The 22,015-nt window shown below is 63.4% G+C and carries 25 protein-coding genes; 11 read left to right on the forward strand and 14 right to left on the reverse strand.

Going from position 1 to position 22,015, the window contains the following annotated elements:
* Positions 1-38: 38 nt before the first annotated feature.
* Positions 39-1,082 carry a 2-dehydropantoate 2-reductase gene (locus FJ434_RS03755; protein WP_140748823.1) on the forward strand — a complete coding sequence of 348 codons (1,044 nt, stop codon included), beginning with the start codon at positions 39-41 and terminating at the stop codon, positions 1,080-1,082.
* Here FJ434_RS03755 and FJ434_RS03760 read toward each other — a convergent pair.
* The 4 genes from FJ434_RS03760 to dapD all read right to left on the reverse strand — a co-directional run bounded on the left by FJ434_RS03760 (position 982) and on the right by dapD (position 3,509).
* Entirely contained in the window at positions 982-1,758 is a 777-nt protein-coding gene (locus FJ434_RS03760) for a hypothetical protein (RefSeq protein ID WP_140748826.1), read from the reverse strand. The genes FJ434_RS03755 and FJ434_RS03760 overlap by 101 nt on opposite strands.
* 85 nt (positions 1,759-1,843) lie before the next feature.
* Entirely contained in the window at positions 1,844-2,227 is a 384-nt protein-coding gene (locus tag FJ434_RS03765; RefSeq protein ID WP_246672860.1) for a DUF805 domain-containing protein, read from the reverse strand.
* On the reverse strand, positions 2,220-2,582 hold the full coding sequence (locus tag FJ434_RS03770; RefSeq protein WP_027143827.1) for a DUF805 domain-containing protein: 363 nt from the start codon (positions 2,580-2,582) through the stop codon (positions 2,220-2,222). Before FJ434_RS03770 ends, FJ434_RS03765 begins: the two co-directional genes overlap by 8 nt.
* Before the next feature lie 72 nt (positions 2,583-2,654).
* Complete coding sequence (gene dapD / locus FJ434_RS03775) at positions 2,655-3,509, reverse strand: 2,3,4,5-tetrahydropyridine-2,6-dicarboxylate N-succinyltransferase (RefSeq protein ID WP_140748829.1); 855 nt, start codon at positions 3,507-3,509, stop codon at positions 2,655-2,657.
* 143 nt (positions 3,510-3,652) lie between these two features.
* Here dapD and FJ434_RS03780 point away from each other — a divergent pair, with 143 nt between their 5' ends.
* Positions 3,653-4,498 carry an LOG family protein gene (locus FJ434_RS03780; protein ID WP_140508385.1) on the forward strand — a complete coding sequence of 282 codons (846 nt, stop codon included), beginning with the start codon at positions 3,653-3,655 and terminating at the stop codon, positions 4,496-4,498.
* Positions 4,499-4,582: 84 nt separating this feature from the next.
* Here the strand turns inward: FJ434_RS03780 and FJ434_RS03785 are convergent, their stop codons facing one another.
* The gene (locus tag FJ434_RS03785) at positions 4,583-5,287 is read right to left on the reverse strand and encodes a pyrimidine 5'-nucleotidase (protein WP_140508386.1); all 705 of its coding nucleotides are present in this window, start codon (positions 5,285-5,287) and stop codon (positions 4,583-4,585) included.
* Positions 5,288-5,448: 161 nt separating this feature from the next.
* Between FJ434_RS03785 and FJ434_RS03790 the strand changes: the two genes are divergently transcribed.
* A complete protein-coding gene (locus FJ434_RS03790; protein ID WP_140748831.1) occupies positions 5,449-6,210 on the forward strand; it encodes a GGDEF domain-containing protein in 762 nt (253 codons plus the stop codon).
* 232 nt (positions 6,211-6,442) lie between these two features.
* On the opposite strand, the gene FJ434_RS29660 is transcribed toward FJ434_RS03790, so the two are convergent.
* Entirely contained in the window at positions 6,443-6,610 is a 168-nt protein-coding gene (locus tag FJ434_RS29660; protein WP_181165945.1) for a hypothetical protein, read from the reverse strand.
* 94 nt (positions 6,611-6,704) lie between these two features.
* Between FJ434_RS29660 and FJ434_RS03795 the strand changes: the two genes are divergently transcribed.
* Complete coding sequence (locus tag FJ434_RS03795; protein ID WP_140748833.1) at positions 6,705-7,217, forward strand: MarR family transcriptional regulator; 513 nt, start codon at positions 6,705-6,707, stop codon at positions 7,215-7,217.
* Here FJ434_RS03795 and FJ434_RS03800 read toward each other — a convergent pair.
* The 3 genes from FJ434_RS03800 to FJ434_RS03810 all read right to left on the reverse strand — a co-directional run bounded on the left by FJ434_RS03800 (position 7,214) and on the right by FJ434_RS03810 (position 10,320).
* Positions 7,214-8,182, reverse strand: a complete 969-nt coding sequence (locus FJ434_RS03800; RefSeq protein WP_140716238.1) for an amino acid ABC transporter permease — start codon at positions 8,180-8,182, stop codon at positions 7,214-7,216. The genes FJ434_RS03795 and FJ434_RS03800 overlap by 4 nt on opposite strands.
* Positions 8,179-9,483 carry an FAD-binding oxidoreductase gene (locus FJ434_RS03805; protein WP_140749030.1) on the reverse strand — a complete coding sequence of 435 codons (1,305 nt, stop codon included), beginning with the start codon at positions 9,481-9,483 and terminating at the stop codon, positions 8,179-8,181. Before FJ434_RS03805 ends, FJ434_RS03800 begins: the two co-directional genes overlap by 4 nt.
* A 72-nt stretch (positions 9,484-9,555) precedes the next feature.
* Positions 9,556-10,320 carry a transporter substrate-binding domain-containing protein gene (locus FJ434_RS03810; RefSeq protein ID WP_246678304.1) on the reverse strand — a complete coding sequence of 255 codons (765 nt, stop codon included), beginning with the start codon at positions 10,318-10,320 and terminating at the stop codon, positions 9,556-9,558.
* 430 nt (positions 10,321-10,750) lie between these two features.
* Here FJ434_RS03810 and FJ434_RS03815 point away from each other — a divergent pair, with 430 nt between their 5' ends.
* Positions 10,751-11,197, forward strand: a complete 447-nt coding sequence (locus FJ434_RS03815; RefSeq protein ID WP_198028776.1) for an Lrp/AsnC family transcriptional regulator — start codon at positions 10,751-10,753, stop codon at positions 11,195-11,197.
* A gap of 66 nt (positions 11,198-11,263) precedes the next feature.
* Here FJ434_RS03815 and phhA read toward each other — a convergent pair whose 3' ends face one another.
* Positions 11,264-12,100, reverse strand: a complete 837-nt coding sequence (gene phhA, locus FJ434_RS03820) for a phenylalanine 4-monooxygenase (protein ID WP_140748839.1) — start codon at positions 12,098-12,100, stop codon at positions 11,264-11,266.
* Between the two features lie 139 nt (positions 12,101-12,239).
* Here phhA and FJ434_RS03825 point away from each other — a divergent pair, with 139 nt between their 5' ends.
* From FJ434_RS03825 to FJ434_RS03835, 3 genes are all read left to right on the forward strand, one after another.
* Positions 12,240-12,716 carry an Lrp/AsnC family transcriptional regulator gene (locus FJ434_RS03825; RefSeq protein ID WP_027143838.1) on the forward strand — a complete coding sequence of 159 codons (477 nt, stop codon included), beginning with the start codon at positions 12,240-12,242 and terminating at the stop codon, positions 12,714-12,716.
* A gap of 109 nt (positions 12,717-12,825) precedes the next feature.
* Positions 12,826-14,412, forward strand: a complete 1,587-nt coding sequence (gene bchE / locus FJ434_RS03830; protein ID WP_140748842.1) for a magnesium-protoporphyrin IX monomethyl ester anaerobic oxidative cyclase — start codon at positions 12,826-12,828, stop codon at positions 14,410-14,412.
* Positions 14,413-14,488: 76 nt separating this feature from the next.
* Positions 14,489-14,947: a RidA family protein gene (locus FJ434_RS03835; RefSeq protein ID WP_140508400.1), complete on the forward strand. Its 459-nt coding sequence runs from the start codon at positions 14,489-14,491 to the stop codon at positions 14,945-14,947.
* A 27-nt stretch (positions 14,948-14,974) separates the two neighbouring features.
* Here the strand turns inward: FJ434_RS03835 and argB are convergent, their stop codons facing one another.
* From argB to FJ434_RS03850, 3 genes are all read right to left on the reverse strand, one after another.
* Positions 14,975-15,868 carry an acetylglutamate kinase gene (gene argB / locus FJ434_RS03840; protein ID WP_027143840.1) on the reverse strand — a complete coding sequence of 298 codons (894 nt, stop codon included), beginning with the start codon at positions 15,866-15,868 and terminating at the stop codon, positions 14,975-14,977.
* Positions 15,869-16,030: 162 nt separating this feature from the next.
* Complete coding sequence (locus FJ434_RS03845) at positions 16,031-17,527, reverse strand: amidase (RefSeq protein WP_140748845.1); 1,497 nt, start codon at positions 17,525-17,527, stop codon at positions 16,031-16,033.
* Positions 17,528-17,631: 104 nt separating this feature from the next.
* On the reverse strand, positions 17,632-18,063 hold the full coding sequence (locus FJ434_RS03850) for an SgcJ/EcaC family oxidoreductase (RefSeq protein WP_140508403.1): 432 nt from the start codon (positions 18,061-18,063) through the stop codon (positions 17,632-17,634).
* A 184-nt stretch (positions 18,064-18,247) separates the two neighbouring features.
* Between FJ434_RS03850 and FJ434_RS03855 the strand changes: the two genes are divergently transcribed.
* The 3 genes from FJ434_RS03855 (at position 18,248) to msrB (ending at position 20,276) form a co-directional block, all read left to right on the forward strand.
* Positions 18,248-18,787, forward strand: coding sequence for a sigma-70 family RNA polymerase sigma factor (locus tag FJ434_RS03855; protein ID WP_027143843.1), 540 nt, complete (start codon positions 18,248-18,250; stop codon positions 18,785-18,787).
* Positions 18,784-19,506 (forward strand): anti-sigma factor, encoded by a 723-nt coding sequence (locus FJ434_RS03860; protein WP_140508442.1) that lies wholly within the window; start codon positions 18,784-18,786, stop codon positions 19,504-19,506. The genes FJ434_RS03855 and FJ434_RS03860 overlap by 4 nt, the downstream gene beginning before the upstream one ends.
* 266 nt (positions 19,507-19,772) lie before the next feature.
* A complete protein-coding gene (gene msrB / locus FJ434_RS03865) occupies positions 19,773-20,276 on the forward strand; it encodes a peptide-methionine (R)-S-oxide reductase MsrB (RefSeq protein WP_140508404.1) in 504 nt (167 codons plus the stop codon).
* Positions 20,277-20,394: 118 nt separating this feature from the next.
* Here msrB and FJ434_RS03870 read toward each other — a convergent pair whose 3' ends face one another.
* The gene (locus FJ434_RS03870; protein ID WP_140508406.1) at positions 20,395-21,987 is read right to left on the reverse strand and encodes a DHA2 family efflux MFS transporter permease subunit; all 1,593 of its coding nucleotides are present in this window, start codon (positions 21,985-21,987) and stop codon (positions 20,395-20,397) included.
* Between the last annotated feature and the right edge of the window lie 28 nt (positions 21,988-22,015).

Genomic DNA, 22,015 nt, shown 5'->3' on the forward strand with positions numbered 1-22,015 from the left:
TTTCATGTCGTATAGTTCTGGCCGACGCGGAGTAAGAGATGGCAAACGGCGAAAAGAGGATCGTCATTGCCGGCGCCGGCAGCATAGGCTGTTATGCCGGCGGCTGCCTGGCGCTCGCCGGGCGGCGGGTTGTCCTGCTCGCCAGGCCGCGCGTCGAGGCAGCGCTGCGGCAGGGCGGATTGCGCGTCAGCGACCTCGACGGCCGCGATCGCCTGATCAAGCCCGAAGCGCTTGCCGTCACCACCGATCCTGCCGCCGCCTTGGCGGAGGCCGACGTGATCCTGGTCACCGTCAAGGGCGGCGCGACGCAGGATATGGCAGCACTCATCAGGGCCCATGCCCGTCCGGATGCCGTGGTCGTGAGCCTGCAGAACGGCGTCGACAATGCCGACAGGCTGCGCGCGGCGCTTGGCCGGCAAACGGTGCTGGCCGGCATGGTGCCGTTCAATGTCGTGCAATCAGCCGATGGAGAGCTGCCGCTGCGCGTCCACCGCGCCAGCGATGGCAAGGTGATGGTCGAGGATGGGGATGCCGGCCTTGCCGGCCTTCTCGACGTCGAAGGTCTCGCTGTCCAATCGCATGACGACATGAAGGCCGTGCTGTGGGGCAAGCTTCTGATGAACCTGAACAATGCGTTGGTGGCGCTGTCGGGCCTTCCGCTGGCAACCGAACTCGCCGACAGGCGCTGGCGGCTGATCCTCGCCGGCCAGATCGACGAGGCGCTGCGGGCCATGAAGGCCTCCGGCGTTGAGCCGGCGCGCATCGCCGGCGTGCGGCCGGCGCTGCTGTCGAAGGTGCTCAGGCTGCCCGACTGGCTGTTCAAATTGCTGGCGCGGCGCATGCTGGCGATCGACCCCGAGGCGCGTTCGTCGATGTGGGACGATCTGCGGCGCGACCGGCCGACCGAGATCGACGACCTGCAGGGTGCTGTTTTGCGGCTCGCTGAAAAAGCCGGCACGCCGGCGCCGACGGTCCAGCGGATCAGGGCCCTGGTGCGCGTGGCGGAAGCCGAGCGGCTCGGCTCGCCGGGCCTGGCGCCGGAGAAGGTTGTGGCGTCGCCGGCCGGCCGTCGATCAACGTGATCTTCTGCCAGATTTTGCGCGACAGGTTGGATGCCAGGTTCTCGACGTCGTTGACGCCGTCGATGACGACAGCGTCATTGACGGACTGGGCGAACAGCGCCGCGATCTTGCCGGTGATCGACAGCATTTCGGAGCAATAGTCGAGATAGCGCGCGAGATCCGCGGCGTTGGTGATGCGGGCCGGCGAATGCGAGGTCGGTTTGAAACTGGCCGACAGCGCCGCCGGATCCTTGGTCAGCTGATGCATGTCGATGACGTGGATCAGCGAACGCAGGCCGTGCAACTGGCGAAACACCTGCTTGCGCCTGATGCGCTCCTCGGTGCGGATCAGGGCGAGGAAGCCGAGCACGGCGAGGATGATCATGTTGATCGTGGCTTCGATGCCTTGCACCGACTGCACCGCGTCGTCGGCCTGGGAGATGTGAATGAGCGGCAGGATGGTGCCGACGAAGAGAAAGATCAGCCCACCGGCGATCACGGCGGCGACAATGATGCCACGCAGCCACCAGATCGGCGCTTCCAGGGCCTTGGCGGCCTTGGCCAGATCGCGCGACAACGACACCAGTTCGGCGGCGACGCCGCGCAACCCGGCGTCCGGGAAACGGTCAGCCACGCGGCCTTCAAGCCGCTCGGCGGTTTCGATGATCAGTTTCGGATCAAGCGTGCGGTAGCGCATGGCGAGATATCCGATCGGCCCCCTTGTCGGCTCCCTTAGAGCGTGATGCCGAAAAGTGTGAAGCGGTTTCGGACGACATCATGCTCTATTTCTTTGATTCAGCCGGCTCGTTGGTGCGCCGGCCGTAGCGGTTGGGCCCTGGCTGCCCTGGAAACAGGCACAACACAAGGAAGGCGACGATCGAGACGACCGGCACGAACAGGATCAGCGCGGCGATGCCCGGCTTGTCGAGGTCGTGCAGCCGCTTCACCGCCAGCGCGATGTTCGACCACAGCGAGGCGATGAAGGCGATGAAAAAGATGAACGACCACATGTTGCTCTCGGCCGAGCCCTCCGGCACCAGCGTGAAGCGGTACAGCGGGAACGCCTGGATGATGGCGACGAGCAATCCGCCGAGAAAATAGGCCGCGCGGCTGACGCGGCCCGAGGTCTTGAAGAAAAGCCAGTTGAGATCCGATTTTTCAGGCAAGCGGGTCCGATCCATATTGATTGGCACCCCTGGTGCCTTCGAGGATGCCGAGTTCGACCAGCAGCCAGATGCCGCCGATGACGGGCACGAAGCCGATCAGCGTCCACCAGCCCGACTTGTTGCGGTCGTGCCAGCGTTTGGCATAGAGGGCAATCGCGAAATAGATCGATGCCAGCGCGAAGAGGATGCCGATGATGCCGATCTGGGCACCGCTGGCCGTGGTGAACCGCGTGCCGAGGATCGCATCGAGAATGAAAGCAATAACGCCGATAACGATGAATACGCCGATGCCAGCCCAGAACTTGCCCCGGTTGATGCGACCGTCAAAGCTTGTGAGCAGATATTTCCAGTCCATGTCACCCCTCCATGTTGAACCAGCGCGACCGATCGTCGCGCCGGCGGAAGGTGCACCTGCCCGGCTGAAAGATCAATCGCGCAGCAATTCGTTGATCGAGGTCTTGGACCGGGTCCTGGCGTCGACCCGCTTGACGATGACGGCGCAATAGAGGCCTGGGCCCGGTTCGTTGTTTGGAAACGCCTTGCCCGGCATCGATCCGGCGACGACAACGGAATTCGGCGGCACCTCGCCGTAGAAGACCTCGCCGGTGGCGCGGTCGACGATCTTGGTCGACTGGCCGATGAAGACGCCCATGCCGAGCACCGAGCCTTCGCGCACGATGCAGCCCTCGACCACCTCGGAACGCGCGCCGATGAAGCAATTGTCCTCAATGATGGTGGGGCCGGCCTGCATCGGCTCCAGCACGCCGCCGATGCCGACGCCGCCCGAAAGGTGGACATTCTTGCCTATCTGGGCACAGGAGCCGACCGAAGCCCAGGTATCGACCATGGTGCCGCTATCGACATAGGCGCCGACATTGACGAAGGACGGCATCAAGACGGCGCCGGGCGCGACATAGGCTGAACGGCGCACGATCGATGACGGCACGGCGCGGAAGCCCGCCTTCTCGAAATCGACGGCGCTCCAGCCGTCGAACTTGGACGGCACTTTGTCCCACCACACGGCCTCGCCGGGGCCGCCCTTGATGATCTCCATCGGATTGAGCCGGAAGGAGAGCAGCACGGCCTTCTTCAGCCACTGGTTGACGTGCCATCTGCCGTCGGCCTGCCGCTCGGCGACGCGGGCGGTGCCGCGGTCGAGTAGGTCGAGTGCCGACTGGATGGCGTCGCGCACCTCGCCGCGGGTCGCGGTCGAAATGGCGTCGCGTTCCTCAAAGGCCCTGTCGATGGTCTTTTCGAGGCTCGCCAGATCGGGCTTCGACATGAATTTGCTCCATTACCAAGCTGTTAAGGGGCTGCGCCTTAACCTGTTTAAAAGTCGCGCGGACCCTATGTTAAGGCTCAATGGGGGTCAATCGCGGCTGCGTCACGGGACGACGCAAGTAAAGGAATGGACGGGTGGATTCGATGACTCCCATGGAAAAGGCGGGATGGACGCCGCTGCCGCATTCGGACGAGGATCTGGAGCGGTCGAAAAGCGTGCCGGACACGCCGCAGACGCGGGCCGAAACCTACCGCCTGGCCTGGAACGATCCCGACTTCATGACGCGGCGCGAATTGCGAGCGGTCAGGCTGCAACTGGAACTGCTGAAGCCGGAAATGATCCTGGCCGAGCGCGGCATCCGTTCGACGGTGATCCTGTTCGGCGGCGCGCGCCTGCCCGAACCGGGCGGCGAGGCCTGGGCCGCCAAGAACGAGACGCAGAAGAAGAACCTCGAGGAAAACAGCAAATATTACGAAGAGGCGCGCAAATTCGCCCGCCTCTGCTCGCAGCAGTCGGCCACGTCATATTATCGCGAATATGTCGTGGTGACCGGCGGCGGGCCTGGCGTGATGGAGGCGGGAAACCGCGGCGCCGCCGATGTCGGCGCGCCGTCGATCGGGCTCAACATCGTGTTGCCGCACGAGCAGGCACCGAACCCCTATGTCACGCCGGAGCTCTGTTTCAACTTCCACTATTTTGCCATCCGCAAGATGCACTTCGTCATGCGCGCCAAGGCCGTGGCGGTGTTTCCCGGCGGCTTCGGCACGATGGACGAGTTCTTCGAGACGCTGACGCTGATCCAGACCGGGCGCATGGAGCGCGTGCCGGTGATCCTGTTCGGCAAATCCTTCTGGAAGCGGGCGATCGACCTCGACTTCCTCGCCGAGCAAGGCACCATCAGCCCGGGCGACCAGGACATCATCGATTTCGTCGACACAGCCGACGAAGCCTGGAGCATCATCAACCGCTTCTACAAGCTAGGGGAATAAGAATTGCGGGAGCAGGGAAATGAGGAAGTGGGGAAATGAATAGGAACTGGGGCGTCCTGACCAATTCCTCAATCCCTCAATTCCTCACTCACTCACGATTATGGTCGTGAGGAACGTGGCGAGATCGTCGGTGACGAAATCGACGTCATCCTCGTTGGCCGGGTCGCGTTCCCAGATTTCCGAGAAGGTCGGCTCGAAATTGCGCGGCACCACGAGAACCGTAGTCATCCCAAGCGACTTCGGCACGGAAAGGTTGCGGGCGAGATCCTCGAACATCACCGCATTGTGGCCGGTGACGGCGTGCAGTTCTGCGAACTTCTCGTAGGTCTGGCGCGCCGGCTTGGGGTTGAGGCCGGCGGCGACGATATCGAAGATGTCATCGAAATGCTCGAGGATGCCGAGCTGGCGCGCGGTGCGCTCGGCGTGTCTGCGGTCGCCATTGGTGAAGATGAACTTGCGGCCGGGAAGCTGGCGGATGGCGGTGCCGAGAACGGGATCGGGCACCAGCCACGAATAATCGATGTCATGGACCTTCTCGAGGAAGTCGTCGGGATCGATGCCGTGGCGCGTCATCAGCCCGTTCAGCGTCGTGCCGTATTCGCGATACAGCTCCTTTTGCAGCTTGCGCGCCTCCTCGCGCGGCAGCGCCAGCAGTTCCCCGACATAGGCGGTCATCTTGACGTCGATCTGCGAGAACAGATTCGAGTGGTGCGGATAGAGCGTGTTGTCGAGGTCGAATACCCAGTCGGTGACATGGGCGAAGCGGGCGGGGTCGGGAAGCGTGGTCATGCGCTCCTTATGGCATGAAACAGGGATTCTGAAAGGGACTTTATCCACAACTTCTGCGCGTTGAAGTTGCAGAAATAGCCACACGATTCAAATTTTATGCATCCCGGAAAGATAGCCTTCAGGGCTTGCTGGCACAGAGACAGTCCTGTGGGGAGCCTGCGATGAACAGCATTATTCTCAAAGCCGCCGCCATCGCCTTCGCCTCCGTCGCGGCCTCTCTCCTGCTGACGTTGATCATCGTTCCAGCCATGGGATTCCCGGTCACCCGCACGATCTGGCTGACATCGACACTCTGTCCGCTGGTCCTTGCCTGGACGGCATGCGCCGGCACGTTCTGGCAGAGCGACAGGCTGAAGAACGCCCATCGCGAACTTGCCCGTGCCCATGCCCAACTCGCCGCAGCGCACCGCCGCCTGGCGGAAAAGGCGAGCCGCGACGACATGACCGGCATGCTCAACCGGGAAAGCTTCTTTGCCGCGCTGGACGGCTCCCGGCGCAAGTCCGACCGCGGCGCGCTGCTGATCATCGACGCCGATCATTTCAAGACGATCAATGACAATTTCGGCCACCTGACCGGTGACGACGCGCTGCTGTTGATCGCCAGCGCCATCGAGCGCGGCGTGCGCAGCGGTGACGTGCTCGGCCGCATCGGCGGCGAGGAGTTCGGCGCGTTTTTGACCGGAGCCACGGAACAGGAGGCCAAGCGCGTTGCCGAACGGATCCGCCGCGAGGTCGAGCTGATCCGCTTCCGGCCTGTCGATGAACGAACCATCCCGTTGACGGTCAGCATAGGCGGCACCGTCTGCGGCGAGGATGTCAACGTATCGGAGCTGATGCGCGCTGCGGACCGGCGTCTCTACCAGGCCAAGCATGCGGGCCGCAACCTGACGATCCTGGGCACGGATATCTCGGCCGCCGCGTGACTGATCACTAATGCCCGTCGGCCGTCGCAACGAGGCAGGCGGCCACAACACGGCGTCCTCAATGGTGGGCGCCAGGGTGAGGAACGCACCTTCGCTAGAGGCTTCGCGCGATCGTGCCTGGAGTAGGCAGACGCCAACTGTTTGCCGACGAAGCATGGCGCAAGAGCCAGCCCGGCGATGCCGGCGCCATTGATGGCGACCGGCAATGCCTCGATGGCGGCGACAGCCATCATTACAGGCCGTAGACGGCGATGCGCATCAGTACGGCGGCGGCTGCCAGCGACACCAGCAGGGTGCCGACGCCGATGGGCGAGCCCCAGCCATACCATTCCATCGCCAGCTTGGCATATTTGAACTCTTCCTCATGCGAGAGAGGCGCATGCCGTTGGATCGGGCTCATTTTCCACTCCTCGTTGGCGGACGACCCTTGCCTATAGCAAGCCGCGGCCGCATATTGCTATAACAGTCTAAATGTTAGACAGGTTGATAATTAGATGATCGAAACAAATTCGTCAAGCGGAGATCGCACCGAACTGGCCACCGCGATCGGCCTTGCCATCATGCAGTGGCAGGACGCGACGCAGGCCTATGACGAGGCGGTGGGGGCGAGACTCGGCCTCAACATGGCTGAGCGCCATTGCATCGGCCTGCTCCATGGCGGCCCGCAATCGGCCGGTGCGATCGCCACCGCGACCGGGCTGACACCGGCAGCGGTGACGGCGCTGATCGATCGGCTGGAGGCGCGCGGCCTGTTGACGCGCACGCGCAGCCTCGAGGACAGGCGCAAGGTGGTCATCGAGGCAACGGAGGCAACACGGGAGTTGTCGGCGCGCTATTACGGCGCCGTCGCGCAGGAGGGTGAAAAGGTCATTGCCTCATTCAGCGACGCCGAGCTTGCCACCATTCGGCGCTTCGTCACCGCCGCGCTCGATCTGCAACGCGACCAGCTTGTGCGGCTGAAGGCCGAGGCGCCGCAATCGCGCCGATTTGAATCGTCAACCGCCTAGCGTTCCGATCGGCCGAAGCGCCGTTCGAGATAGGCTTGGCCGAATTCTAGCGCGATCGATAGGACCCAGTAGATCATCGAGGCGGTGATCAGCATCTCGATGTGACGGAACTCCGTCTGACCCATCGTGCGGGCGAGATACATGATCTCCCAGACGCCGACGACCGATACCAGCGAGGAATCCTTCAACATGGCGATGAACTGGTTGCCGGTCGGCGGAATGATGACGCGCATGGCCTGCGGCAGGATGACCAGCGCCATGGTCTGGCCCGGACTCAGGCCGAGCGCCGTTGCGCCTTCGCTTTGGCCGCGCGGAATGCTTTCGATGCCGGCGCGGAAGATCTCGGTCATGTAGGCGCCATAACACAGCGACAGCGCCACGATGCCAGCCGGCACCGCGCCGATCACGTAGCCGACCTGCGGCAGGCCGAGATAGATGATGTAGATCTGCATCAGCAACGGCAGGCCACGAAACAGCGACGTGTAGAAGGTGGCCAGTCCGTAAACGATGCCGTTGCCAGTCAGTTTGGCGATGGCGCCGACCAGCGCGATCAAGGTCGCGATAAGGATTGAGATCGCCGAAATGTAAAGCGTCGTGGTGACGCCCTGGGTGATCAGGAAGCCGACCTTCCTGGCGATGAAGGCAAAGGAGAGGTCGAAGGAATAGAAGAACAGCATCAGCAGCGCGAACAGCTCGATCCAGACGCCGGCGATCTGCTGGCGTCGGGGCAGGAGCAGCAGCAGCTTGCAGTTCACCAGCACCAGGAGCGCGATCAACACGGCCGAGAGGGCGCGCGACAGGGCTGGGTTGGCATGCAACCAGTCGGATGCAAGCGGCATCAACGAGCCGATCCAGCTCGACTTGATACCCATGGCGTAGAGGGCCGCGGCCAGCAGCGCCGGAAAAAGCGCCGCCGCCGCGTGGCGAACAAGCCCTGGATAGGAGAGCATCAGCCTGCCGATCATGCCGTCACCTTGTCCTTGGCGGTGGCGCGGCGTTCCCGCCACCAGTCCTGCGCCTGCAGTTTCCAGTAGGTGAGCTGCGCGGCGGCCAGGCCGGCGGCGCCGCCGGCCCAGCTCAGTCCGAACGGCGCGAACTGCCGGTACCGGTCGGAAACGCCCAGAATGCCCTCCGCGACAATTTTTCCGGCAATCGCCGTGGTGTTGAGGCCGTGGCCACCGAAAGCGGTGCAGTACCAGACGCCTGAGCGCAGCTCTCCGATCTGGGGCATCAGATGCCGGGCGTAGGACATCAGCCCGGACCAGGCCAGCTCGGTCCTGAGGCCGGCAAGCTGCGGGTAGGTGCCGACCATCTCACGGCGCAACTCGTGCGCCAGCGCGTCGGCGGAAGCGGCGCGCGTGGTGATGCGCCCGCCCCACAAAAGGCGATTGCCGCCCTCGACCAGGCGATAATAGTCACCGGCCCGCCTGTTGTCACCGACGGCATCCGTGGTGGCGACGGCTTGCGCAATGAGGCGGGGAGCCGCCTCGGAAACCATCACATAGGTCGCGATGGGCAGAAAGGCGCGGTAGAGCTGGCCGAACACCGGGCCGGTGTAGCCGCCGGTCGCGAGCACGATCTGGGGTGCCCGAAGCGTGCCCTGTCTGGTGCGAAGCATCTTTTGCGACCCCGAGAGATCGCATTCTACGACCTCCGAGCTTTCATGGATTTTGCCACCCAGGCGCTCGATCTCGTCAGCCAGGCAACGCAGATAGTTCAGCGGATGGATGTGAAAGGCGTTCGGGTCGCGCAGGCCCTGGTGGTAACGGACGGACTTCAGCACCGCACGGACGTCTTCTCCATCGAGATACTGAAGTTCATAGCCATGGTCGCGGGCCATCTGGTCGGCATAGGCCTTCAGCGCATCGCCGTCGTCATAGCGCAAGACGCTGAGCAGGCCGGCACGCGGCAGGGCGGCCGATATTCCGAGCGTCTCGATGGTGTCGCGCACGAATTCCACGCCTTCGATCGACAGCCGATGCAGGTCGCGCGCCGCCTCCCCGCCGACCCGTGCGGCGATATTGCCGCCGCCGGTGGCGAAGCCGGGCGTGACGAAACCGCCATTGCGGCCCGAAGCGCCGAAACCGACGACCTGGGCTTCCAGCACGGCGACGTGCAGTCCGGCGCGCGCCAGCTGCAGCGCCGTCGTCAGCCCGGCCAGTCCGGCGCCGACGACGGCCACGTCACATTGCGCCTCGCCTTGCAGCGGAGGCCTCGTCTTCCGGTCGGTCAGAGTGCGGGCGTAATAGGTGTCCGGATAGGCCATCGATGACTTTGCGGTGAGGGGCATGCGTTTGGTGACGCCGCCGGCTGCCGAGGGACAGCCGGCGGAATGACTTTACTTGGCGCTGTAGTCCTTGCCGTACCACTTCGTGGTCAGCGCGGCGAGCGTGCCGTCCGTCTTCATCCCGGTGATGATGCCCGCGACCTTTGCGGTCCACTCGGGATCCTTCTTCTCGGCGATGACGACGAGCGGCTCGCGGAAGGCGTACTCGCCTTCCAGGATCTTCACGGGATAGCCGTTCTTGATGGCATTCTGCGCCGTCTGCTCCGGGGCGATCACGGCGTTCAGGCGCACGCCGTCGCCAAGCCGCAGGTCATCGAAGGGAAGCATGGAATCCGCATAGGTGCGGATCTCGCCCGGCTCGAGCTTGTATTCGATGGGAGCCAGGCCGGGTGCGTCGATTTCGAGCTTGCGGCGGATGAAATCCTCCGAGGTGGTGGCCGTCTCGACGCCGATGATCTTGCCGTTGAGATCGGTGACCGATTTCGCGCCGCTGTCCTTGTGCAGGACGTAGACATAGGGGCTGTAATAATAGATGCCGACAAAGTCGATCACCTTGGAACGGGCTTTCGTCGGCGTCACCGATCCGACGCCGAGGTCGTAGCGTCCCTGCCAGCGCCCGCCGGTCAGCGTCGCCCAATCGGGCGTTTCGAACGAGACCTCGACACCAAGGCGCTTGCCGATCTCGCGCGAGACATCGATGTCGAAACCGGCGAGTTCGTTGCTGTCGTTGAGAAAGCTCTGTGGTGGCCAGGCCGCGTTGGTGGCGATGACCATCGCCTTTTTCGACGTGACGCGGTCCAGGGTTTCCCCGGCCATGGCAGCCGTTGTGATCGCGAATGTCGCGGCGGCAAGAACGGCTAAATCGAGTAGCTTTTTCAAAGTTATCCCTCCCTTGTGGTTGAAACTGATAGGATGCTTGACGTCGGATCTCAGCGCTTTCAGCCACAGCTTCAACGTGGACCGGTTTCGGTTTGTGCCCACCACAGCCGAAGCTGGTTCCCCTGATGGACCGGCGTTTGTGACCCCAGACAGTCAGGTCGCAAAAGGAAGGGTTCTACCCGGCGAAATGCGGGATTATGGCGGTCGCGCAGTCATTGCGTGCCTTGAGACGGCAAAGTGCCGGATATGTTCGCTTTGTTCCGTCCGCGCCGGCCAGTCTTCCGGATTGTCGCGGGGGCTGTTCAGCCGATAGGATCGCGCGGCGGGTGTGATGGTTGCAGCGCGGATCGAGCGAGAGGATTTGTTTGTGGAATTGACCGAGAAGGATCGTCAGCTGCTCGCGCTGATGCAGAAGAATGCGCGTGAGCCGGTCGCGTCACTTGCACGTCAGCTCGGCGTATCGCGGACAGCGTTGCAGGAGCGGATCCAGAAGCTGGAGGCCGGCGGCATCATCGAAGGCTATACCGTGCGGCTGACCAAGGCGGCGGCCCAGAACGCCGTCCACTGTTTCACGCTCGCCGCCCTGAACAACAAGAGCTATCCGGACGTCTCCAGAAAGATCAAGGCGATGCCTTCGATCCAGGCGGTCTACGCCATAACCGGCGAATGGGACCTGATCATCCACCTTGCCGCCGAGACGCTCGAGAAGCTGAACCGGGAGGTGAATGCGCTGAATGAAATCGGCGGCGTCATCAAAACCGCTTCCCATGTGGTGATGGAGACGAAGTTCAACCGGACCATCTACGCATTGTAGGAGGTGGCGGGATGTCCCGGCGGCGGAGGAGAACGCTCCGCCAACCGGGGCCGCCATGCAGTCGGACTAGACCGTCGCCGGATCGAGCGCCGGCTGGCCCTTGCGGCGCGCGACGATCGCCTCGAAATCCGCGGTCTGGAAGGCATCGCGCAAGGCGTCGAAGGACGGCAACACGAAATAGGCGCGCTGGAATTTGTCGATCTCGTAGCCGGTGCGCATCACCGTCTCCAGGTCGAACGGCACATGGTGGGCCTCCGTGCTCTCGACCGCGAACTGCAACTCGGTAAACGATGACATCAGCCCGGCGCCAAACGCCTTCAGCGGCTGGCCAGCCTCCTGCATCAGGCCGTATTCGGCCGTGTACCAGTAGAGCCGGGTGATCATCTCGTCGCCGCCGAGCGCGATGATGTCGCCGGCCTTCTTGCCATACATCTGCATGAAGTCGGCGAACACCGGCTGCGACAGCACCGGCACATGGCCGAAGAAGTCATGGAACATGTCCGGCTCGACGATGTAATCGAGTTCCTGCCTGGTGCGCAGCCAGTTGGTGACCGGGAAGCGGCGGTTGGCGAGGTGATCGAAGAAGGGGGCGGCCGGAATGAGGCCGGGCACGGCGACTATTTCCCAGCCGGTCAGCTTGCCCAGCTTGGCGCTGACGTCCTCGAAATCGGGGATGCGATCGAGAAGGCCGAGCTTCTCGACGCCATCGAGGTAGGAGTGGTGGGCGAGCTTGCGCGTCAATTTGGTCTGGCGGTCGCACAGCGTGCGCCACACCGCCTGCTCCTCGGCCGAATAGTCATAACCCTGCGCCACGGTAAAATCGGCGCGGCATACCGAGTAGTCACCACGCAACCCCTGCGCCGCGCAGTCGCGGGCATATTCGGCAACGCTCATCGTCGTCATGGTTTTTCTCCTCGCAAAGCATCAATGGCTAACGTACGCGGAGCGTAACCGGATCTGCCGAGGCAAATCGGTTTTGATGATGGACCGCTCGCCATATTCGGGATAACATTCACTCATAATCCGCATGAGAGGAGTAAAAATGCCTCAATTCGACGATTTCGAAATCAGGATGCTCGATGTCCTGCAACGCGACGGGCGCAAGCCCGTCTCCGAGCTGGCGCAGGAGATCGGCCTCTCCACCACGCCCTGCGCGCGGCGCTTCGAAGCGTTGCAGGAAGCCGGCATCATCAAGGGATTTGCCGCAATGATTAGCCGCCGCGCGGTCGGCTTGATGGTCGAGGTGTTCATCCAGGTGCGCCTCGTTAGCCATAGCGACGGCTCGCCCGAAAGCTTCATCGCCGCGGTGCAGCGCATGGACGAGGTGTCGTCGTGCTGGACGATGACCGGCGACCATGACTTCCTGCTGCATGTCATGGTGCCGTCGGTCGACGAGCTCAACGCCTTCGTCATGCACCGGCTGATGCGGCTCGACGGCGTGCGCGACGTCCACACGCAACTGGTGCTGCAGAACATCAAGGGACCCGGCCACGTGCCGCTCGCGCATCTCAGACGCTGATGCTATTCCTCGTTTTTGCGGAAAAGCTGCAAGCAAACTGCTGAAACGGGCCAATCGGGCGGCACTATCGCCGGCCAGCATGCGCGGACCAACTCCCTGGAGGTCCGCCATGAACATCGTCCTGATCAATCCGCCGCACACAGCCATCGGCAGCCGCGTGCCCGACGATCATTTGCCGCCGCTTGGTCTTCTGGCGATCGGCGGCCCGCTGATCGACGCCGGCCACGAGGTGCGGCTCGTCGATGCCGAGTTCGGGCCGATGCCGCTCGCCTCGGTCGTCGCGGAAGCCCTGAAGGACTGCCCCGACTTCGTCCTGATCGGCCATTCCGGATCGACCTCGGCGCACCCGACCGCCTTGTTGATCGCGGGGATGATCAAGGCGCGCGAACCGGCGACGATCATCCTCTACGGCGGCGTGTTCCCGACCTATCACTGGCGCGACATCCTCGCCGAAACGGACGTTTTCGACTTCATCGTGCGCGGCGAGGGCGAGGCGACCGTGGTGGCGCTGGTCGAGGCGATGGAAATGCGCCAGCCGCCGGCAAGCGTTGCCGGCATCGCCTATCGCGACGATCTCAATCGTCCTTTCGCCACGCAAGCGGCGATGACCATCGCCGACCTCGACGCCTACCGCGTCGGTTGGGAACTGATCGACCACCGCAGATACAGTTACTGGGGCGGCAAGCGCGCAGTGGTCATGCAGTTTTCGCGCGGCTGCCCGCATCTGTGCAACTATTGCGGCCAGCGCGGTTTCTGGACCCGCTGGCGGCATCGCGACCCCGTCAAGTTCGCCAAGGAGATCGCCTGGCTGCACCGCCAGCACGGCGTCGAGCTGATCAACCTCGCCGACGAGAACCCGACCGTCTCGAAGAAGGCCTGGCGCGCTTTCCTGGAGGCGATGATCGCCGAGGACGTGCCGGTGCTGATCGTCGGTTCGACTCGCGCCGACGACATCGTGCGCGACGCCGACATGCTGCACCTTTACCGCAAGGCCGGCGTCATCCGCTGGTTGCTCGGGATGGAAAACACCGACGAGCAGACCTTGCAATTGATCCGCAAGGGCGGCAGCACCTCGTCCGATCGCGAGGCGATACGGCTGCTGCGAAGGCACGGCATCCTGTCGATGGCGACCTGGGTGGCCGGCTTCGAGGATGAGGGGTTCCGCGATCTCTGGCGCGGCTTTCGCCAACTCATCGCTTATGACCCGGACCAGATCCAGGCGCTCTATGTGACGCCGCATCGGTGGACGCCGTTCTTCCGCATCGCTCGCGACCGCAGGATCATCCAAAGGGACGCCCGCCTGTGGGACTACAAGCACCAGGTGCTGCACATGAGCCGGCTCAAGCCGTGGATGCTGTTCTTTTCGGTCAAGCTGATCGAACTGGCGGTGCAGTCGCGGCCGAAGGCGCTGGCGCGCATCCTGTTCCATCCCGACCCCGAGCAGCGGCATTCGATGCGCTGGTACACAAAAATGGGCCGCCGTGTCTGGTTCCGCGAAGTCTGGGGTTTTCTGGTGACAGACCACCGGGTGAAAGGCGGCCCGACGCTCGCCGAATTCTGGGGCGCGCCGCAGGACGCCGAGGAGGAATCGATGGTCTTCCAGCGTCCGTCGAAGAGACCTGCAACGGTGCCTGCCGCCGTGCTGCATGTGGCGCCCGAGCAGCGTGCCTTTCGCATCTCGCCGCTGCCGGCCTGACCCGTCCCGCCTGGCCGCCAGCGGTGCACGCGCTAATTTCCAGCGATCGGACGATGGTGACTGGCAGGAGGAAGCGATGGACCTTGTCACGCATAAGAAGATGAAAGGCGGCCGGCTTATGCCTTGGGGCAAAGGCACCGTCGTGACCGGCGCCAAGGGATATGTCTTCCTTGCCGGCAATACGGGCACGGCAGAGAACTATGACCCGTCGAGCGGCAAGGGTGGCGCCGTTGGCGACGCGGCGACGCAATGGCGATCCATATTGGAGAACATCAAATCGGACCTGGAAGAACTCGGCAGTTCGCTCGAATATCTCGTCAAGATCACACAGTACGTCAAAGGGCCGTTTCCAGACGGCGGCGCGCTGAGCTCGCCCAACTTCCGGCTGGACGTCATGGACGAATTCTTCGCCGAGCACTGCCCGAAGCACTGCAGCTACAACAATCCGCCGCCATCGGAAGTGATCGGGGTTGCAGCACTTGCGCATCCCGATCTCGTCATCGAGATCGTGGCCGTCGCCGCTCTGCCGGACTGAGGACGCCAGGCGCCGAAGGGCAAAATATCAGGGCACGATCAGTGTGCCGGCGCCGTGTTCGGTGAAAAGTTCCAGCAGCACCGAATGCGGCGTCTTGCCGTTGAGGATGACGACGCCTTCGACGCCGCGCTCAATGGCCTCGATGCAGGTCTCGACCTTTGGGATCATGCCGCCCGAGACCGTGCCGTCCTTGATCAGCGCCCTGGCCTCGGCGACCGTCAGTTCGTCGATCAGCTTCTTGTCCTTGTCGAGCACGCCCGGCACGTCGGTGAGGAACAGGAGGCGCGAGGCCTTGCAGGCACCGGCAATGGCGCCGGCGAAAGTGTCGGCGTTGATGTTGTAGGTGTGGCCGTCGCGGCCGGGCGCCACCGGCGCCAGCACCGGGATCATTTCGGAGCGTGCCAGAAGGTCGAGCAACGTACGGTCGACCTCGACCGGTTCACCGACGAAGCCGAGATCGAGCACCCGCTCGATGTTGGAATCGGGGTCGATCATGGTCTTGCGCGCCTTTTCGGCGAACACCATGTTGCCGTCCTTGCCGCACAGGCCGATCGCCCATTCGCCCTCGGCATTGATCAGCGCGACGATCTCCTTGTTGATCGAACCGGCCAGCACCATCTCGACGATCTCGACCGTCTTCTGGTCGGTGACGCGCAGGCCGCCCTCGAATTTGGATTCGATCCCCATCTTGGCCAGCATGGCGCCGATCTGCGGGCCGCCGCCATGGACGACGATCGGGTTGACGCCGGATTGCTTCAGCAGCGCGATGTCGCGCGCGAAGGCCTTGCCGAGTTCGAGATCACCCATGGCATGGCCGCCATATTTCACCACGACCGTCTTGTGCTCGTAGCGCTGCATGTAGGGCAGCGCGCGCGACAAGAGGGCGGCCTGCATTTCGGCGGTGGCGGCAACGTCCGTCATCGGCGTGGTTCCCTGGCTTCTGGTTCTATGCATGTCGTTGTCCCAAACCGCTGGGCACTTTTGGGCGACATGCATCAGGTGGAGACGGCGGCGTCTTAGCGGCAATTGACGCGAGCCGCAAATGGCATTGCTGTCATATTCGAGCGGTTCACGATGTCGTCATTATGACGGCACCATCAGCGGCGCCCGCCGTGTCAGCCAGCCCGAGATCTTCTCCATCTGCGCGGCGAGCGACAAAAGCGTTTCCTCGTCACCCGGGCGGCCGGCGGCCTGGATGCCGAGCGGCAGGCCGGCATCCGTGACATGGACGGGGAGCGCGATCGACGGCTGGCCGCTGACATTGTGGATCGCGGGCCAATGCGTGAACCAAAGGCTCTTGTCCATCAGCTGGCCGAACAGAGGTTTGATCTTGAGCAAGGAGGTGAGGTGAAGCTTGTCGAGCAGGTTTTCGATCAGTTCATCGGCGCTTTTGGGATCCATGGCACCGCAGGCGAGCGGCGGGTGCGCGATGACAGGCATCAGCACCGCATCATAGCGCGCGGTCTCCTCGATCAGTTGCCGCGAGGCGGCGTGCAGCCGCTGCAGGCCGGCATAGGTCTCGCCGGCCGAGATCATTTCGCCCAACCGGCCGAGCACCCGCGTGGCGCGCTCTATGTCGCCCGTCACGGAACGGCCGACGCGCAGCGCTTCGGACCGCAACGAGCCGGCGACGGCGGAGGCGACCGTGGTGCAGAAGTCGGCGAAGAAATCACGGCCGATGAAGGGCAGCTCGATGTCCTCGACCGAATGGCCGCCTTCACGGGCGAGCGCCACGGCAATGTCGAGCGCCCTGAGCGTCTCGGCCGAAATCGGCAGGCCAAGCGGCGACTTGCGGTACACCGCCAGCCTGAGCTTGCCGGGATCGCGCGCGGCAGCCGCAGCGAATGTGCCCTTTGGCGGCAGCGCGGCATAAGGCGCCAGCGTGTCTGGACCATGGGTGAGGTCGAGCAGCAGTGCGCAGTCGCGCACCGAGCGGGTGACGGCGTGATCGACGACCATGCCGTACCAGCTTTCGCTCACCAGCGGCGACAGCGGGATGCGGCCGCGCGAGGTCTTGAGGCCGACAAGCCCGCTGCAGGCCGACGGCACGCGGATCGAGCCGCCGCCATCCGAGGCGTGCGCCACCGGCACGACGCCGGCGGCGACCAGCGCTGCCGAACCGCCCGATGAGCCGCCGGTGGTGTGGCCGGTATTCCAGGGATTGCGGGTGATGCCGAAGGCTTTGGATTCGGTCATCAGCCGCAGCCCGTGCTCGGGCGACGTCGAGGTGACGATCGGGATCAGCCCGGCCGCGAGATAGCGCTCGGTCATCACCGAGTTGAAATCGGGCACCCAGGCCGGAATGCGGCTGCCGCTATGCGACGGCACCCCTTTGATGGCGATGCCGAGATCCTTGATGGCAAAGGGCACGCCGGCCAGCGGCAAGGAACGGTCGATGCTCTTCGCGCGGGTCCGTGCGGACTCATAGAGTGGCTCTGCCGTTGCATTGATTTCGGGGCGGGTGGCCTCGGCACGGGCGATCGCCGCCTCGGTCAACTCGATCGCCGACAGTTCACCCTTGCGCACCAGACCGGCAAGACCGGTTGCGTCTTCTTCCCACAGGATCCGTTCGACCGACATGCCCGCCCCCCACGTCCGCCAAGCTAGCCAGCGGCGATTCCCTTGGCAATCCAGGCCAATAGTGTCTCAGTTTGGAATTTGAGCGGCGACTTTTTGTAAGACGGCTATCTTCTAGCGGTGGGAGGGGGAGCAATCGCCCCCGGAACGATGTCGGTGTTCTGGGCAACCTTTATCCGCCAGCCCGATTGTTCTTCCTTCACAACCAGAAGCAGAATGCCTTCTCGTGTTCCGGCGGATGAGCCGTCCGGAGTGGATGCGCCGGTCAGGATCCATGTATAGTGCACGGATGCAAGGCCGGAGGATAATTCAACAACCGACGAGATAACACCCTCCAATCGGCTGTCACGAAAGATGGTTTCATGAGTTGCGCGGTGCGCCCTTTCGATCTCGGTGCGGTTCTTCCACCGGATGCCCACGACATTGACAAAATTAGCGTCGTCGGCAAACAACGCTGCGAAGTCGTCCATGTCATGTCTGTTCCAAGCATCGGCAAAGGCAGGTGCGACATCCTCAGGTTTGGCGACCACCAACCCCATGACAAATCTCCGTTGCTTTCCGCTAAAAGCCTAGCATGTCGGGGTCATCGCCTCAAATGCGATTGCCAATTTTGAATTTCAAACTGGGACACTGCCCCGAGGCACGTGTGCGGACGCCCAAACTTTAGGGGCGCGGAATATTTCCGTCGTTGCAAATACAACGCTTTTGCCTAATTTGGCGCGCATGACGCCGCAGGACATCACTAAGCTGATCGTCCGGACTTCGATGAAGGATCGGGCCGCATTCGACCTGCTCTACCGGCAGACCAGTGCGAAACTTTTCGGCGTTTGCCTTCGTGTATTGAACGACCGGGGAGATGCGGAAGAAGCGCTGCAGGAAGTCTTCGTCAAGATTTGGACGAAGGCGGACCGTTTTGCTGTCTCCGATCTGAGCCCGATCTCCTGGCTGGTGGCAATAGCGCGCAATCATGCGATCGATCGCATCAGGGCGCGGCGCAAGCCTGCCGTCGATATAGATGCCGCGCTCGAGGTGGCCGATCCGGCGCCGGGACCTGAAGCGATGGCGGTGGCGGGCGATGAATTCGGACGCATCCACCACTGTCTCGATGAATTGGAAACGGACCGTGCGGCGGCCGTCCGCGGTGCTTACCTCAAGGGCGAAAGCTATGCCGAACTGGCGGAACGCCACGGCGTGCCGTTGAATACGATGCGTACCTGGCTGCGCCGCAGCCTGATGAAACTCAGAGAATGTCTGGAAAGATGACGCTGGCAGAGGACAACGGACCGGAACGTGGGGGCGACGACCTGTTCGCCGCCGAATACGTTCTTGGCGTACTGTCGGCGGAAGAGCGGCAGATAGCATCCAGGCGCATCGATTCCGAAGCCGATTTCGCGCGGCTCGTCGACGATTGGGAAGTTCGCCTGTCGTCGCTGGCCGCAGCCTATCCGGAAATCGAGCCGCCGGCTTCGGTGAAGCCGGCGATCGATCGCCGGCTGTTCTCGTCGACATCGGCTACGTCACCTCAAGCACCCGCCGGCCTGTGGTCCAGCCTCGCCTTCTGGCGCGGCCTTGCGGCGGCGGCTGTCGCTGCTCTGGCGCTCTACATCGCCGTCCCCTACCTCAACCCACCGGCCGCACAGCCGCAGACGCGCCTTGTCGCCTCGCTTGCGGCCGAGGGCAGCGACGTCAAATATCTGGCCGTCTACGACGCTGCCCGCCACGATGTCGGTCTCTCTCTCGTCTCCGGCGAGCGCGCCGCCGGCAAGGACTTCGAGCTGTGGATGATCGAGGGCAAGAATGCTCCGGTCTCGATGGGCGTCATCGCGGCCGGCCAGACCGCGCATGTGACCGTTGCGCCGGCGGTGCAGCAGAAACTCGCGCGGGGCGCCGTGCTGGCCGTCAGCCTTGAGCCTGCCGGAGGCTCGCCGACCGGCCAGCCGACCGGCCCCGTCGTCGCCGCAGGCGATTTGAAGGGCATCTGATCGACCCGTTCGGACAGGGTTCTGCTCCCGAAAACGTGATGGAGCCGAAAATGTAACAAGGAGCTTGCCGCGGACGAACCCGCTGCAAGAGCCCTCCGTCGATCGCGTCGTCTCGCTCCCCTGCTCCGCAATCGACACGAATGCTCCCTGCCGCCCACGGTCAACCGTGTACGGCGCGGAGTCTCGTTTTGGGGGCAACCGTCACCGGCTTTTGACTTTCGGGCGGCGGCATAGTTTGGCAAAACAGACGACAGGAGGAATTGGTCATGAACCGTCGCGACTTTCTTTTGAGTGGTGCCGCCGCTATCGGCGTCCTAGGGGCCGCGGCAACGATGCTGCGCATGGGCAGCCCGCAGGCCGCACAAGCCGCCGAGAAATTCGAGATCACCAAGACAGACGACGAATGGAAAGCCATCCTGTCGCCGGCCGCCTTCGACGTGCTGCGCAAGGAAGGCACGGAGTATCCAGGCACCAGCCCGCTGCTCAACGAACACCGCAAGGGCATCTTCGCCTGCGCCGGCTGCGACCTGCCGGTCTACCCATCGGAGACGAAATTCGATTCCGGCACCGGCTGGCCGAGCTTCTGGCAGGAGATCGCCAATGGCATCGGCAAGACCGAGGACCGGTCGCTGGGCATGACCCGCACCGAAGTGCATTGCCGCCGCTGCGGCGGCCATCTCGGCCATGTCTTCGACGACGGTCCGGCGCCGACCGGCTTGCGCCACTGCATCAATGGCGTGGCGCTGACCTTCAAGCCGGCGACCGCCTGACGATATCAAGGCAATAAAAAACTCCGGGCTTTGCGGCCCGGAGTTTTTTGCGTGGTCAGAGCTTTTCGGGCGTGGACTGGAGGAGCTTCCCGAAACCGCTGCCCACTTTTTCTTTGCTTCAGTGCCCGCCGCCGCCACCACCGGGCGCGCCCGGCTTCCTGATCAGCATGGTGAAGAAGCCCAGCGTCCCGAACAGTACGGTCAGCAGATAGAACACATCCATGAAAGACAGGAGCGCCGCCTGCTGGTGGACCATGCCCGACAGCTTGGAGATCGCCGCGCTTGTGGCATCCAGGCCGGTGGTCTGCTCGAAATTGAGCGTCATGTTCTGCAGCTTGGTCTGCGCGGCGGCACTGCCCCACTGCACATGCTCGGAGAGCCGGGCATAGTGGAAGGCATTGCGATCGATCAGCACGGTGTTGATGATGGCAAGACCGACCGCGCCGCCAAGGTTGCGGGTGAGGTTGAACAGTCCGGACGCGTTCTTCAACCGGTCCGGCGGCAAGGTGCCGAGTGCGATATTGTTGATCGGCACCATGCACAGCATCATCGAGCAGCCGCGCAGGATCTGCGGGATGAGCAGCTCGTAAAAGTCCCAGTCGGCGGTCAGATGCGTCATCCACCAGGTGCCGGTGGCGAAGCCGAACAGGCCGATCATCATCATCAGCCGCAGATCCATCTTGCTCGACAGGATGCCGGAGATGGGCGCGGTGAAGAACATGGCCAGACCGCTGACGAACAGCGCTTCGCCGATCATCATCGAATCGTAGCCGCGGATGCGCCCGAGGAAGACCGGGTAGAGATAGGTCAGGCCATAGAGGCCGATGCCGATGACGAAGGAAAACAGCGAGCCGAAGGCGAAATTTATGTTGCTGAAGGCTTTGAGGTCGACGATCGGTTCCTCGGCCGTGAAGACACGCCAGAAAAAGATCACCGCGCCGATGGTCATGACGATGGCGCAGATGAACACGGCCTGGTCCTGCAGCCAGTCGTTGTTCGGACCCTCCTCGAGCACATATTCCATGCAGCCGAGGAAGGCGGCCATGCCGGCGAGGCCCCACCAGTCGAACTTCGAGAACAGCTTGAGATTGGGCTTGTCGAAATCGATCAGCGACCAGGCCGCGGTCGCGACCAGAATGCCGGGCACGACATTGACCAGGAACAGCCAGTGCCATGAAAAGGCGTGGCTGATATAGCCGCCGACGGTCGGGCCGATGGTCGGCGCCAGCGTCGCCACCAGGCCGATCATCGGCGAGACGATGGCGCGGCGCGAGGGCGGGAAGATGGTGAAGGCCGCCGCAAAGACACTCGGGATCATGCCGCCGCCGATGAAACCCTGCACGGCGCGGTAGACGATCATCTGGTCGATGTTGGTGGCGGTCGCGGCAAGGGCGCTGGCCGCGGTGAAGCCGGCGGCCGCGACGGTGAACAGCACGCGCGTGGACAGCATCCGGCTGAGGAAGCCCGACAGCGGGATCATGACCACCTCGGCGATCAAATAGGCCGTCTGCACCCACGGTATCTCGTCGGAGCTGGCGCTGAGGCCGGCCTGGATCTCGGCCAGCGAGGCCGAGACGATCTGGATATCCAGGATCGCCATGAACATGCCGAACACCATCGCGAGGAAGGCGATGACGCGTCGGGTCGAGATGGTGTCGGGCGCGGCCGGTATCGCCGGCGGCGATCCTGCGGTGATGGTTGCGGTTGCCATGTCCTGAGCCTCCTTGAGGCAGGCCGGG

It is taken from the genome of Mesorhizobium sp. B2-5-13, assembly GCF_006440535.1.
In the GTDB taxonomy this organism is placed as follows: Bacteria; Pseudomonadota; Alphaproteobacteria; order Rhizobiales; family Rhizobiaceae; genus Mesorhizobium; species Mesorhizobium salmacidum.

Bases quoted from the DNA above. Each gene is read 5' to 3' on its own strand.
- bchE (WP_140748842.1), top strand. From the start codon at position 12,826: ATGAACATCGTCCTGATCAATCCGCCGCACACAGCCATCGGCAGCCGC.
- FJ434_RS03780 (WP_140508385.1), top strand. From the start codon at position 3,653: ATGACTCCCATGGAAAAGGCGGGATGGACGCCGCTGCCGCATTCGGAC.
- dapD (WP_140748829.1), bottom strand. From the start codon at position 3,509: ATGTCGAAGCCCGATCTGGCGAGCCTCGAAAAGACCATCGACAGGGCC.
- FJ434_RS03850 (WP_140508403.1), bottom strand. From the start codon at position 18,063: ATGGGGTTGGTGGTCGCCAAACCTGAGGATGTCGCACCTGCCTTTGCC.
- FJ434_RS03755 (WP_140748823.1), top strand. From the start codon at position 39: ATGGCAAACGGCGAAAAGAGGATCGTCATTGCCGGCGCCGGCAGCATA.
- FJ434_RS03835 (WP_140508400.1), top strand. From the start codon at position 14,489: ATGGACCTTGTCACGCATAAGAAGATGAAAGGCGGCCGGCTTATGCCT.
- FJ434_RS03760 (WP_140748826.1), bottom strand. From the start codon at position 1,758: ATGCGCTACCGCACGCTTGATCCGAAACTGATCATCGAAACCGCCGAG.
- FJ434_RS03870 (WP_140508406.1), bottom strand. From the start codon at position 21,987: ATGGCAACCGCAACCATCACCGCAGGATCGCCGCCGGCGATACCGGCC.
- msrB (WP_140508404.1), top strand. From the start codon at position 19,773: ATGAACCGTCGCGACTTTCTTTTGAGTGGTGCCGCCGCTATCGGCGTC.
- FJ434_RS29660 (WP_181165945.1), bottom strand. From the start codon at position 6,610: ATGAGCCCGATCCAACGGCATGCGCCTCTCTCGCATGAGGAAGAGTTC.
- FJ434_RS03825 (WP_027143838.1), top strand. From the start codon at position 12,240: ATGCCTCAATTCGACGATTTCGAAATCAGGATGCTCGATGTCCTGCAA.
- FJ434_RS03805 (WP_140749030.1), bottom strand. From the start codon at position 9,483: ATGGCCTATCCGGACACCTATTACGCCCGCACTCTGACCGACCGGAAG.
- phhA (WP_140748839.1), bottom strand. From the start codon at position 12,100: ATGACGACGATGAGCGTTGCCGAATATGCCCGCGACTGCGCGGCGCAG.
- FJ434_RS03770 (WP_027143827.1), bottom strand. From the start codon at position 2,582: ATGGACTGGAAATATCTGCTCACAAGCTTTGACGGTCGCATCAACCGG.
- FJ434_RS03855 (WP_027143843.1), top strand. From the start codon at position 18,248: ATGACGCCGCAGGACATCACTAAGCTGATCGTCCGGACTTCGATGAAG.
- FJ434_RS03810 (WP_246678304.1), bottom strand. From the start codon at position 10,320: ATGGCCGGGGAAACCCTGGACCGCGTCACGTCGAAAAAGGCGATGGTC.
- argB (WP_027143840.1), bottom strand. From the start codon at position 15,868: ATGACGGACGTTGCCGCCACCGCCGAAATGCAGGCCGCCCTCTTGTCG.
- FJ434_RS03785 (WP_140508386.1), bottom strand. From the start codon at position 5,287: ATGACCACGCTTCCCGACCCCGCCCGCTTCGCCCATGTCACCGACTGG.
- FJ434_RS03800 (WP_140716238.1), bottom strand. From the start codon at position 8,182: ATGATCGGCAGGCTGATGCTCTCCTATCCAGGGCTTGTTCGCCACGCG.
- FJ434_RS03790 (WP_140748831.1), top strand. From the start codon at position 5,449: ATGAACAGCATTATTCTCAAAGCCGCCGCCATCGCCTTCGCCTCCGTC.
- FJ434_RS03845 (WP_140748845.1), bottom strand. From the start codon at position 17,527: ATGTCGGTCGAACGGATCCTGTGGGAAGAAGACGCAACCGGTCTTGCC.
- FJ434_RS03860 (WP_140508442.1), top strand. From the start codon at position 18,784: ATGACGCTGGCAGAGGACAACGGACCGGAACGTGGGGGCGACGACCTG.
- FJ434_RS03795 (WP_140748833.1), top strand. From the start codon at position 6,705: ATGATCGAAACAAATTCGTCAAGCGGAGATCGCACCGAACTGGCCACC.